The sequence below is a fragment of the Sphingobacterium sp. 1.A.5 genome, from assembly GCF_002734235.1.
GTDB lineage: Bacteria > Bacteroidota > Bacteroidia > Sphingobacteriales > Sphingobacteriaceae > Sphingobacterium > Sphingobacterium daejeonense.
The window spans coordinates 1-10,592 of record NZ_PEBA01000036.1; the positions used below are offsets into that span (position 1 = coordinate 1).

Below are 10,592 nucleotides of genomic sequence, written 5' to 3' on the forward strand. Positions count from 1 at the left end.
TCAACAAATGCCGGGACAAAAAGGTCGCATTTACCAAACTAGGCCTGTGGCATAATCAGGTTGAGAATGCGGGCATTGCTTCCTTTGAGAGCGTAGCAAGATCCATTGCAGCTCATCATCAATACATTCTCCATTACTTCGACAACAGAAGTACTAATGCATCGGCAGAATCATTCAATGCAAAACTCAAAGCTTTCAGGAGTGTCTTCCGTGGCGTAAGGGACACAACATTCTTCCTGTACAGAGTGATGAAATTGTATGCTTAAAAGTCTTTACCCCCCAAACTTTCGGTATGATCCCTATTTTTAAGGTAAAGAAGGAGAAGATCAGCAGTTTTTAAGGAATGGTTTCAATAGCTGTAAATTTTAAATTTTCATCTGATCTTAGCCATATCCCAAAAGATACACCTTCGTGTTGAGGTGCAATTTCGCCTTTCTCAAAAATCTCATAAAATACTACATAAGCTGGATAAGGTGAGCTTTGTAAAACAACCATCTTTTTAGAACGCTTAAGCCTAGATATCAATTCTGAGGTAAATATTCCATTCATCCTTTCGGAGAAAAACACTTTTTTAGGAATATACTTATTTATACCAAATTCATTACATGGTATACATCTAATTGAATCTGTACTATTGATCAACAAAGAATCAATTTTTTCACTCTCTATCAAATTTATTATATTCTCAGCTTTATGATAAATTAGATTGGTATCAATTTGAGCGCATAATTTTGAACTTAGAAAAATAAATAGAAGTAATGTTAGATTTTTCATAACTGTTATTATTTATTGTTTAAGCCATTAATTAATAACACTCAATTTCCTACGTAAATAAATTACGTTATTTTATAGATTTGGGTTATCATATTAGCACGTTAATTTATTTTTATCTTTCTGTTGTGAATTAACAAATAAATGATACTGCCAATTATGTTAAATAAAAAGATTACTAAAACCCAAACAATTTTTTGATTCCTCTCTATCTTATTGTTTGTCATTAAATGATATAAAGAAAAACATAATATATAGATTGGTATTAATATTAATAATATTTTAAATAGATTATGATCACGAAAAAATTGCTCCATAGTTAGGCTTTCAAATTGAAGTTTTCATATAATATTGTCCTACACTAAATCTAAAAACGAGAAGAGCCAACACGTTTTTTATTATTTCCCCAAATCCAATACGCAATAGCTCCAATTAAGTTAAATATCAGAATAACTATAATCCACATAAGGCGCTCATTTGTTGATAGGTATTTATCAACAATAACTTTGTAGAAAGAGTATAGATAAAAAATTGACGCAATTAATAATACAATAAATTCAAGTCCTCCGATATTTATAAATAATAGGTTCATAATCCTTAGATTTTATCTAAAATAATAAAATAACATTAAACAATCCTTAACATTATATGAAATTAAACTATATAATATTTAGAGAAGAAATGTCCAGTTTATTTACTCTAAAAACTGGGAAAAACCCAGTATTAAATAACAAACTTAAATTTTGATGTATTTGCTTTACAACTCCATTAATCTAAAATTCGGAACTTCCTTTCTAATATGCTTTGAAGGATTGCCATTCACTTTTGCCACTTCCCTATTCCCTAAAGAAGAATCTAACAACAGATTTTCAGAATTCTTGATCTGATAGCTTAGCTGTTTCATTTTTAAGATCCTGTAATATTCATTTGGCGAGCAGCCTATATATTCATAAAAATGGTCCCGAAGTGTTCGATCCTTCACACCTAAGTAACTGGCCAAATCTGACAAATCAATCTTCCCAAAATTCTCCTCTGTCAGTTCAATGGCTCTTGCTATCAAGCTTAGGTCTCGATCATTGAAATTCAACATCAATAAATCTTCAATGGCACTGACTCTCTCTTCAAGCTCATTACTACCCTGAATTTGCTCTACAAATGGATCCATCCCATTGCCTACCATCTTTTCTACATCTATCAGCCAATTAAAGGAACTTATTGGTTTACTATTGAAAAATGCCAGTGCGTATGGCTTCAAAACGGCAGCAAACACTTTGATTTTATCAGAATATGGCCGTAAACAGATTTTCTGAGTCGAGATTTTTGAAAAGAATAGATTTACTTGAAATGATTTATTGATCGAATGATTGGTGGCTATAAATGGATAGTCAAAGAAATAAGCAAAGGTTAGCCGAGGAAAAGGTAGAATGATTTCTGATTTTTCAGGCAATTCAAGAACTGAAGTATTGATATAAAAATAAAAATCCACGATTTGCGACAGAACTGGATTTTTTGGTCTTTCAATCGTGACAAAGGAATTATTTTTCATCTTTAGATATACAGAAAATCAATAACTGTTATCTAAATTATACATTCTGTCACATACAACATTAAAAAAATTTAAATAACATTAATAATTGCTGGTTTTCAATAAAATCACAAACTAATTGATTTCTAAACGAATAGAAAAAACCAATTGTCATGAGAATGAAATAACCGTTAAAAGATGTTAATACGACATTTCTAATATACCTTGGGCATAAGGTTTGCGTTTAATATAGTACAAACAGAGTAAAAAAGTAAAGAGTAAATAATTTCATAATTTAGGTTAATAATTGGTTAGTTAGAAAAACCTGAGTCTCCCCGGCTCAGGTTTTTTCTTTTTTACTTTTTATAAAATTTATTGAACGAATAAACCATCCCAAATGTTCATGGTATATGTTAGAAGATAAAAAATTCAGAAATACATGGATATGGATAATCGTGTTGATTATGTCATTAGTCATAGTCTATTTTATTTGGCTTTTCTTATTTTCCTCTGTAGCTGAAGTATCTGAAGAATTTCCAAAATAAAATATTAACTAAAAATCCAACTTATCCCCCCTACTCCTGAAAATCCTTGATTGCTATCTGAAATTATGCTACTTTTAGTTATAAGCCAGTACAGATAAATTATGAAGGTAGACAAACAAAATACCTCTTCGTTTAAAATATCTATTCCACCCCAAAAACAAAAAACTTTGGATTTAATCATTGCAGATTTGCAACAAGTTTCAAATGTATCTGCTATTGTTTTGGGAGGATCCTATGCAACCGGAAGGGCAAATGCTGAATCTGACTTGGACCTAGGTATCTATTATCATGAAAGCCATCCATTCGCAATTGAAGATATTCAGAAAATAGCTCAAAAATACGACATTCATCAAAACCCAACAGTTACAGGTTTCTATCAATGGGGACCTTGGGTGAATGGCGGCGCTTGGATACAGACCGAATCCGGCAAGGTAGATTTCTTGTATAGAAATATTAATCAAGTCAGGAGAACAATTCAAGAATCAGTCGAAGGAAAATGGGAAAACCATTTTGAACAACAACCTCCTTATGGTTTTTCATCAATATTCTATTTAGCAGAAATCGAAGCCTGCATCCCTATTTATGACCCTCAAAATATGATGTCTTATCTTAAATCTTTAATCAAGATTTATCCTGAATTATTAAAGAACACCATTATTCAGGATTCGTTATGGTCGGCTGAATTCACTATTTTAAATACTTCAGCTTATATCGAAAAAAATGACTTTTACAATGCATATGGATGCATAACCAGAACTATAAAAGCAATGGTACAAGCCTTATTCGCACTCAATGAAATATATCCAATTGGAGATAAAAATGCACTGGAAATATTGGAAAAAGCAAAACGGTCTCCTAAAAAATTAAAAGAAAAAGTAAATGAAATCCTTAAAACAAAACATACATTGGCTCAAAACTTTAACCTACTTAAATCTCTATTCCAAGAAATTGTAATACTTTCGGATGGAAAATATAAACCTTTGTACAATTTCAAATAATCATAATTCGTTTGAATTTTGACCACACTTATAAATCCTTATGTTAAGAAAATCCGAAAGATTAATTTTTGAAAAACCCACTCAAAGAGATTTTGAAAGATATTATGAAATCCATTCAGATCCTGAAACAAATTTATACAACCCTTACGGGCCAATGAAATTTGATAGAGCTAAGGTACTTTTTCAGGAAATTCTAGACCATTGGAAAGAACATGAGTTTGGAATATGGAAAATTATGGAAAACTCAAATCCCAGCAATATTATAGGTTTTGGTGGTTTATCAATCAAAACTTATGTGTCCGATGTTAGATTAAATTTAGGTTATAGGTTCGATACAAATGCCTGGGGAAAAGGATATGCAACTGAATTAGCAAAAGATGCTATTCAATATGGATTCAACGATTTGGGAAAGGATGAAATTTATGCTATAGTTCGACCAAAAAACAAACCCTCTATCAAAGTACTTGAAAAATGCAATATGAATCATATTGGTTACCTTGATGATTTCCCAGGGCTGGAGCATACCTTGATATATAAAATTTGTAACAATTAAAACCATACACTCCGATTATATATGCAAACAATAGACAATTATTTAGATAATCATTATATCCACCGCAGCAATTGGCTCCGAGCCGCCGTTTTAGGTGCCAACGACGGAATTATTTCTGTATCGAGTTTAGCTATCGGTATTGCCACGGCAAGTACTACCCGTGACCCTATTCTCCTCGCTACCATTGCTAGTTTAGTGGCAGGTGCTTTGTCAATGGCCGCAGGTGAATATGTTTCTGTCAGTTCCCAAACTGATATTGAAAAAGCAGATATCAAAAGGGAAGCAAAAGAACTCAAAGAAATGCCAGAAATGGAATTGAAAATGTTAGCACAGATCTATGAACAAAGGGGATTGAAAAAGGAAACTGCGATGTTAGTAGCCAAAGAACTGACCGAACATGACCCATTGGCTGCTCATGTTAGAGATGAATTGGGAATAACGGATATCAACCAAGCAAATCCAATACAAGCAGCATTAGCATCCGGAGGAGCATTCACAGCCGGTGGAATTTTGCCGCTTTTGGTCGTACTTTTTGCACCAATTGAAAATATGGAGTATTACTTGTACGGCTTCACTATAATTTCGCTGGTTATATTAGGAGCCGTATCCGCGAAAACTGGAGGATCTAGCATATCTAAAGCAATCGTAAGAATTGTAATCTGGGGAACCATCGCAATGGGACTGTCAGCACTCGTAGGCTATATTTTTGGTGTAAATGTATAGCTGAAAATAAATCAATTCCTATATTAAAACAATTGCCATAGGTTTGGTTGTTATACTACTATGCTAAATCAACCAAACTTTGAAAAGGAAAATCCAACCTCAATAAATCCAGAACTGAGAATGAAGAATTCTGGATCTATTGAAGATCAAATTGATTGGAAAATAATCGACCAGCTTCATGCTGAAACCATGAATTTTTCCAAAACAAGTCTAGAGCTCAAAAAACTGTTTTTCCTGTTGATCAGTATTGCAGTACCCTCATTATTCAAAATTTCCGGAGACAGAGTTGAATTGTCTCTATTTATCACACTCTACCTCCTATCCATAACGTTCTGGTCTCTGGACAGCTTTACCTATTTCTATCAGGAAAAATTAAGGCTAAAAATGGATCGACACTTTACAAGAATAAGAAACCGTAATGCCGACGTGCCTATTTTGTCAGAAACTAGTGTAGATCAATTCAGCATATCCAACGACTCTTCTCCATTTAAGAAAATTAAAAAATCTGTTTTTAACCCCTCAGTTCAACTTTATTTAGTAGTGGTAGTGCTTAATACCATCGCAACACTTGTCTATCTGCTTATCGAATTTTAAATAAACTAAGTTTCAGTTTGTTACTCACACATTCAACAAATATTTTATTATCAGGATAAAATTTTGGCTAATCCTAATATTCTACAAGTCCAATAATCCGATTTCGCCAAAAAATGTAGCGAAAAGACTAATAATTTTTATTTTTTGGAAAAATTTGCCTACACTTATTTACCCGTTATCTATATTTATTGTTTAAACATTAATTTTGTTTAAAGCGTAATTATCACACAACTATTTATTGAAATGAGTAACAGGAAATTTGATTTTCTTCTTGAAAAAGGAATTAGAGAAGAATTTGATGAGGTGGGAAGTAGCCTTGAATTCAATGCTGGAGATATTATTGTCGAACCAAATAAATATATAAAAGTAATTCCTCTAGTATTAAAAGGCACCATTAAAGTTATTTGGGAAACCAATGGAGGAAACGAATTAATCCTCTATTACATTAGGTCGGGGGAAAGTTGCGCTGTCTCATTATCAACCTCATTAATGAACAAACTTAGTAATATCAAGGCGGTGGCTGAAGAAAATGTCGAATTGATCGCAATACCCTCTTCGGTATCTTCAAAATGGTATGAAATATACTCCAGTTGGAGAATGTTTGTGTTAAAAACAATGGACAATCGCTATGATGAAATCATAAATGCATTGGATAGCGTCGCATTCAAGAAAATTGACGAAAGACTAGTTGATTATTTAAAATCAAAATCGGAAGCACTCCAAAGCAATGTCTTGAATATAACCCATCAGGAGATTGCCAATGAGCTCTCAACTTCAAGAGAAGTTATATCTAGGTTGTTAAAACAGCTTGAACAAAAAGGCGTTTTGAAACTTTTTCGAAATAAAGTTGAAATTTTATCACTAGTGTGATAAAAGTCACTGACAAACAACAATATAGTTGCCATATTTGTCTTAGTGTTCACCTAAAACCATTTACAAAATGAAAACAAACATGGGACCACAAGACAAGACTATAAGAATAATTATTGCAGTAATTATTGCCGTATTATTCTTCACAAAAGTAATAACAGGTACTTTGGCAATAGTCCTTTTAGTTGTAGCTGGAATATTCATCCTTACTAGTTTAATTGGGTACTGCCCTGTCTACAGTATTATCGGTATTTCTACATGCAAAAAGAAAGCAGCACAACCATAAAAATGTAAATCACAATAACTATTATCTTTATACCTTACCCCGCCCAGATCCCTTGGGCGGGGTTTATTTTACTACTTATTCATAATTATCAATTATTGAGAAATAAATGATAACTCAAAGAGATTTATTAAGTTTAGTAAAAAATTACACAGCTAAATCAATGGAAATAATTAAGCACACTACTAATAATCAACCGGTTGCAGAAATAATTGCAGATGATTACATATGGACTACTATTGAAGATGGAAAGGATATAATGGGAGATATTTATTACCAAGGCTATGATAAATTAATCGTACATGAAAAAAATATCCATCCTGATTTCTTTGACCTCAAGACAAAAATAGCAGGAGAAATTCTTCAGAAATTCTCGACCTATAGAGTAAGGCTGGTGATAGTGGGTAATTTTTCAAACTATGAAAGTAGGAGCCTCAAAGATTTTATTTTCGAAAGCAATAAAGGAAAAGCGGTTAATTTTTTATCCTCATTAGAGGAAGCTTTAGCTAAACTTTCACAATAAAACCCACGATTCGCGATTTAAATGGTTCATTAAATACGAGACTTCTTATCGTAAATAATTACTTTAAATAAATATCTCAATACGACTATTTTTAATCAGTTTTTGAGCTACATTTGCATCAAAATCTAATAATATTTAAATCCAAAAATGAATCCCATCTTTAAAAAAATCCTAGCTGTCATATTAGGGATAGTTATCGGTAGTGTGGTCAATATGGCATTAGTTTCTATAAGTGGATCTATCATCCCTCCACCAGATGGAGTTGATGTTACTACCTCCGAAGGACTACAGGCGGGAATGCACTTATTTCAACCAAAACATTTTATTTTTCCATTTCTAGCACATGCTCTTGGAACTTTCGTCGGTGCTTTGGTAGCAGCTAAAATAGCTCCATCTAGCAAACTGACGTTTGCAATGATTATAGCTGTATTTTTCTTCATCGGCGGTTTGGCATCAATAATTATGTTGCCGTCTCCTATTTGGTTTACCTTCGTTGACTTGGTTTTCGCTTATTTCCCTATGGCATATCTAGCAAAATCAATAGTCACTAAAAAATAAAACAAAGTATTTAATACCCATTATTATTGACTTACAACAACTCTTTGTTAAAAGATGTTAATCAACATCGTGTCTGACACGAAAACTCTACCCTTTGCGTTATAGTATTAAAGAAAAGCAAAAGAGTAATAAAGAGTAATTTCATAATTTAGGTTAATAATTGGTTTGGTAAAATCCTGAGCTTCCCCAGCTCAGGATTTTTTTTTAATCACACACAAAACCTTCTTTGGCACAGTAAATGCAATAAAATAATTGTAACATCGTTATTACAATAGTAATATCAAATAGATTTAAACATAAAATAAAAACACTATTAATATGAATGAACTATTTTTTTCAGCAATGTTTATTGGAAGTTTACTTTTTGGAAACCCTGAAACCAAAGAAATTCCTTCAGAATTCAATATAACTCAAACAGAATTATCACAAGAAAATCCCACTGGCAAAATTTCCTTAGTGTCAAATAACGGGATGACTTATACTTTTAAAGTTACTGGAGATCCAATTAAGGATCATTTGAATATTTACGTAAATGGCCAATTACAAGGATCTACCAATGTTGGCCAAGAATTTAATGTTAAAAGACCTGTAAGAACTGGCGACGAAAATTCTATTTTAGTAGAATTAAAACATATTCATCAAAACTCAGAAAACATTTATGCAAGCTATTTAATTAGCTTCTAATCTCAATTAAATATTAGTCCAGCAGTCTAAGAATATTCTTAGACTGCTTTTTTTTTGAACTTAAACCCTAAATTTAATTATGGAAGTAAATTTTAAGATTAAAAATTTAATAAAAGTATTCTATAACGGGAATGAAATTGACCTCCATAACTGTTATTACTTTTCTAATAATGAGTTTAAAATTGATGAAAAGAATATTGTTATTCCAATTTTTAGGTATAAAGATATTCATGTCACTCCAAACTCACCTTATGATAAATTGATATTTAAAGCATTTAATTATAGTTTCTTTGAGAACAATGTTAACGAATTAGAGGAATTGGATGAGTATGAAGGAATCTCAGAAATTACATTCTTTCCTTCAGATGATCGAGATAATCTATTCAGCCTTATTGATCAAGAAGACCCAAAACCAACTGACGACTTAAAAATAGTATTTTTGAGTGGCCGTGTGATCATATTAGCAGCGGAGAAGGTTTTATTAACCACTGAAAATTATTAAAAATTCCTTCCTAAATTTCGGTGTTAATCTTTCGGAAGGAAATGAACTTACGTTTGGAGACCTAACAAGTTTTAAATAAATTGTATACATGAAAACCGATTAATAATTTCGAAAAAATATTTCACATGAAAGCACTTAAGAACGATCAACCTACTTGTACTGAAAACCTCCTTGCAATGCGCGATACATTAGATATACTGGGTGGCAAATGGAAACTATTGATCCTTCATTACTTAATTACCCGTGAAAGTCAAACCAATACATTTAAGAAAATCCAACGTGAAGTATTGGGAATCTCTGCCAAAGTCCTAACCAAAGAACTCAAAGACTTGGAAGAAAATAAATTGGTAGAAAGAGAAGAGTTGGATACCAAACCAAAAATGGTAGAATACAGAATCACTGATTATGGGAAATCTTCAAAACAGCTTATTCAACAATTAGTGTATTGGGGAAAAAACCATAGATATAAAATGCTGCAATCTTAAAAACAAGATTTGACCCCGCGAATACATCGGTGAAAATTCCTTATCCAACAGCAAGAATTTTCACCGAATTATCCCCTTCCTTTACCGAGAAAGATTTCGAATTGACCTATTTCGCCTGTTACAGCGTGTTTTTTGACCATACCTTTGGAGTATCAAATAACAAATAACACACAGAAAAAATTAAACAGGTATTAATCATTAAAAAATAAAGTCATGAAAAATCTAGTAAAAACATTCGCAATCGCAGGTCTATTATTCGCTTCAACAGTTACAGCTTTCGCAGTAGATAAAGACAAAGACAAATTAAACAAAGCAGTAGTTGAAAATGTAGTTGATGCTTATATCAACAGCACCGTAAAAGGTGATGTGGAACATGTAGATGATCTTTTCGGAAAAAATTTCACTCAAAAATTCAACACAGAATACAATCAAGCTCCTCTTTCTAGAGAATCATTCATCAAACAGATCAAAGATCAAGAAGGAATTACATTCAACTGTGATGCAGACTATCAATTGGTAGAAAAAGAAGGAAAATACAGCTTAGCAAAAGTAACTCTGAACTTTGCTAACTTCAAACGCACAGATTACTTAACCATGATCCAAGACAACAACGGTTGGAAAATCACAGAAGTAAACTCGGTATACAGCGAAAAATAATTGGATACGACATATATAAACTAAGAAGGTGTCTAAAAAGGCACCTTCTTCTGTTTTATAGCTTTCTGGAGCTCCATTATAATTTCATGAGCAATATTAGGCTGCAAGTCGATGTTTTGTACTTTTCAGCATGTTGATGGCTTGATTTATCGCAAACAGGGAGTTTTTGCCACCTGGTTTACCGATAAAAGCTTTGTCTTTCCACTTTTTTGCCCATTTTCTGAGGTTATGGGCAATGGCCATCAAACCGAATTCCACAGCGACCTTCTCCAGACCTTTCATTGTGAACCGGGTAAACCTGTTGTTGCTTTTCATCTGACC

General features: G+C 32.4%; 18 protein-coding genes. 13 read left to right on the top strand and 5 right to left on the bottom strand.

The window, feature by feature from the left end; translation table 11 throughout:
• The coding region (locus tag CRT24_RS14175) for a transposase (protein WP_144034477.1) at positions 1-266 on the top strand (266 nt) is incomplete at its 5' end.
• 70 nt (positions 267-336) lie between these two features.
• Here CRT24_RS14175 and CRT24_RS14180 read toward each other — a convergent pair.
• The 4 genes from CRT24_RS14180 to CRT24_RS14195 all read right to left on the bottom strand — a co-directional run bounded on the left by CRT24_RS14180 (position 337) and on the right by CRT24_RS14195 (position 2,317).
• Positions 337-774: a hypothetical protein gene (locus tag CRT24_RS14180; RefSeq protein ID WP_099371881.1), complete on the bottom strand. Its 438-nt coding sequence runs from the start codon at positions 772-774 to the stop codon at positions 337-339.
• Positions 775-875: 101 nt separating this feature from the next.
• The gene (locus CRT24_RS21445) at positions 876-1,088 is read right to left on the bottom strand and encodes a PLD nuclease N-terminal domain-containing protein (protein ID WP_099371882.1); all 213 of its coding nucleotides are present in this window, start codon (positions 1,086-1,088) and stop codon (positions 876-878) included.
• A gap of 50 nt (positions 1,089-1,138) precedes the next feature.
• Positions 1,139-1,363, bottom strand: a complete 225-nt coding sequence (locus CRT24_RS14190; RefSeq protein WP_099371883.1) for a PLDc N-terminal domain-containing protein — start codon at positions 1,361-1,363, stop codon at positions 1,139-1,141.
• A gap of 165 nt (positions 1,364-1,528) precedes the next feature.
• On the bottom strand, positions 1,529-2,317 hold the full coding sequence (locus CRT24_RS14195) for a hypothetical protein (RefSeq protein WP_099371884.1): 789 nt from the start codon (positions 2,315-2,317) through the stop codon (positions 1,529-1,531).
• Between the two features lie 625 nt (positions 2,318-2,942).
• Here CRT24_RS14195 and CRT24_RS14200 point away from each other — a divergent pair.
• The 12 genes from CRT24_RS14200 (at position 2,943) to CRT24_RS14255 (ending at position 10,271) form a co-directional block, all read left to right on the top strand.
• Positions 2,943-3,839 (top strand): nucleotidyltransferase domain-containing protein, encoded by an 897-nt coding sequence (locus tag CRT24_RS14200; RefSeq protein ID WP_099371885.1) that lies wholly within the window; start codon positions 2,943-2,945, stop codon positions 3,837-3,839.
• A gap of 40 nt (positions 3,840-3,879) precedes the next feature.
• The gene (locus CRT24_RS14205; protein WP_099371886.1) at positions 3,880-4,392 is read left to right on the top strand and encodes a GNAT family N-acetyltransferase; all 513 of its coding nucleotides are present in this window, start codon (positions 3,880-3,882) and stop codon (positions 4,390-4,392) included.
• Positions 4,393-4,413: 21 nt separating this feature from the next.
• Positions 4,414-5,115 carry a VIT family protein gene (locus CRT24_RS14210; RefSeq protein ID WP_099371887.1) on the top strand — a complete coding sequence of 234 codons (702 nt, stop codon included), beginning with the start codon at positions 4,414-4,416 and terminating at the stop codon, positions 5,113-5,115.
• A 60-nt stretch (positions 5,116-5,175) separates the two neighbouring features.
• Entirely contained in the window at positions 5,176-5,709 is a 534-nt protein-coding gene (locus CRT24_RS14215) for a hypothetical protein (protein ID WP_099371888.1), read from the top strand.
• A gap of 243 nt (positions 5,710-5,952) precedes the next feature.
• Positions 5,953-6,579: a Crp/Fnr family transcriptional regulator gene (locus CRT24_RS14220; protein WP_099371889.1), complete on the top strand. Its 627-nt coding sequence runs from the start codon at positions 5,953-5,955 to the stop codon at positions 6,577-6,579.
• A 70-nt stretch (positions 6,580-6,649) separates the two neighbouring features.
• Positions 6,650-6,865: a DUF2892 domain-containing protein gene (locus CRT24_RS14225; RefSeq protein WP_099371890.1), complete on the top strand. Its 216-nt coding sequence runs from the start codon at positions 6,650-6,652 to the stop codon at positions 6,863-6,865.
• A gap of 160 nt (positions 6,866-7,025) precedes the next feature.
• Complete coding sequence (locus tag CRT24_RS14230) at positions 7,026-7,385, top strand: DUF4180 domain-containing protein (protein WP_099371896.1); 360 nt, start codon at positions 7,026-7,028, stop codon at positions 7,383-7,385.
• Positions 7,386-7,532: 147 nt separating this feature from the next.
• Entirely contained in the window at positions 7,533-7,943 is a 411-nt protein-coding gene (locus CRT24_RS14235; protein WP_099371891.1) for a hypothetical protein, read from the top strand.
• A 318-nt stretch (positions 7,944-8,261) separates the two neighbouring features.
• The gene (locus tag CRT24_RS14240; protein WP_099371892.1) at positions 8,262-8,627 is read left to right on the top strand and encodes a hypothetical protein; all 366 of its coding nucleotides are present in this window, start codon (positions 8,262-8,264) and stop codon (positions 8,625-8,627) included.
• Positions 8,628-8,706: 79 nt separating this feature from the next.
• The gene (locus CRT24_RS14245) at positions 8,707-9,129 is read left to right on the top strand and encodes a hypothetical protein (protein WP_099371893.1); all 423 of its coding nucleotides are present in this window, start codon (positions 8,707-8,709) and stop codon (positions 9,127-9,129) included.
• A 125-nt stretch (positions 9,130-9,254) separates the two neighbouring features.
• Entirely contained in the window at positions 9,255-9,614 is a 360-nt protein-coding gene (locus tag CRT24_RS14250) for a helix-turn-helix domain-containing protein (protein WP_099371894.1), read from the top strand.
• Positions 9,615-9,827: 213 nt separating this feature from the next.
• Positions 9,828-10,271: a nuclear transport factor 2 family protein gene (locus tag CRT24_RS14255; RefSeq protein WP_099371895.1), complete on the top strand. Its 444-nt coding sequence runs from the start codon at positions 9,828-9,830 to the stop codon at positions 10,269-10,271.
• A 96-nt stretch (positions 10,272-10,367) separates the two neighbouring features.
• Here the strand turns inward: CRT24_RS14255 and CRT24_RS21450 are convergent.
• Positions 10,368-10,592: transposase (locus tag CRT24_RS21450; protein ID WP_218962568.1), on the bottom strand; the 225-nt coding region annotated here is incomplete at its 5' end.

Coding starts and splice junctions, on each gene's coding strand:
- CRT24_RS14190 (WP_099371883.1), bottom strand. CDS start 1,363: ATGAACCTATTATTTATAAATATCGGAGGACTTGAATTTATTGTATTA.
- CRT24_RS14225 (WP_099371890.1), top strand. CDS start 6,650: ATGAAAACAAACATGGGACCACAAGACAAGACTATAAGAATAATTATT.
- CRT24_RS14200 (WP_099371885.1), top strand. CDS start 2,943: ATGAAGGTAGACAAACAAAATACCTCTTCGTTTAAAATATCTATTCCA.
- CRT24_RS14255 (WP_099371895.1), top strand. CDS start 9,828: ATGAAAAATCTAGTAAAAACATTCGCAATCGCAGGTCTATTATTCGCT.
- CRT24_RS21445 (WP_099371882.1), bottom strand. CDS start 1,088: ATGGAGCAATTTTTTCGTGATCATAATCTATTTAAAATATTATTAATA.
- CRT24_RS14215 (WP_099371888.1), top strand. CDS start 5,176: ATGCTAAATCAACCAAACTTTGAAAAGGAAAATCCAACCTCAATAAAT.
- CRT24_RS14220 (WP_099371889.1), top strand. CDS start 5,953: ATGAGTAACAGGAAATTTGATTTTCTTCTTGAAAAAGGAATTAGAGAA.
- CRT24_RS14205 (WP_099371886.1), top strand. CDS start 3,880: ATGTTAAGAAAATCCGAAAGATTAATTTTTGAAAAACCCACTCAAAGA.
- CRT24_RS14230 (WP_099371896.1), top strand. CDS start 7,026: ATGGAAATAATTAAGCACACTACTAATAATCAACCGGTTGCAGAAATA.
- CRT24_RS14235 (WP_099371891.1), top strand. CDS start 7,533: ATGAATCCCATCTTTAAAAAAATCCTAGCTGTCATATTAGGGATAGTT.
- CRT24_RS14180 (WP_099371881.1), bottom strand. CDS start 774: ATGAAAAATCTAACATTACTTCTATTTATTTTTCTAAGTTCAAAATTA.
- CRT24_RS14245 (WP_099371893.1), top strand. CDS start 8,707: ATGGAAGTAAATTTTAAGATTAAAAATTTAATAAAAGTATTCTATAAC.
- CRT24_RS14210 (WP_099371887.1), top strand. CDS start 4,414: ATGCAAACAATAGACAATTATTTAGATAATCATTATATCCACCGCAGC.
- CRT24_RS14240 (WP_099371892.1), top strand. CDS start 8,262: ATGAATGAACTATTTTTTTCAGCAATGTTTATTGGAAGTTTACTTTTT.
- CRT24_RS14250 (WP_099371894.1), top strand. CDS start 9,255: ATGAAAGCACTTAAGAACGATCAACCTACTTGTACTGAAAACCTCCTT.
- CRT24_RS14195 (WP_099371884.1), bottom strand. CDS start 2,317: ATGAAAAATAATTCCTTTGTCACGATTGAAAGACCAAAAAATCCAGTT.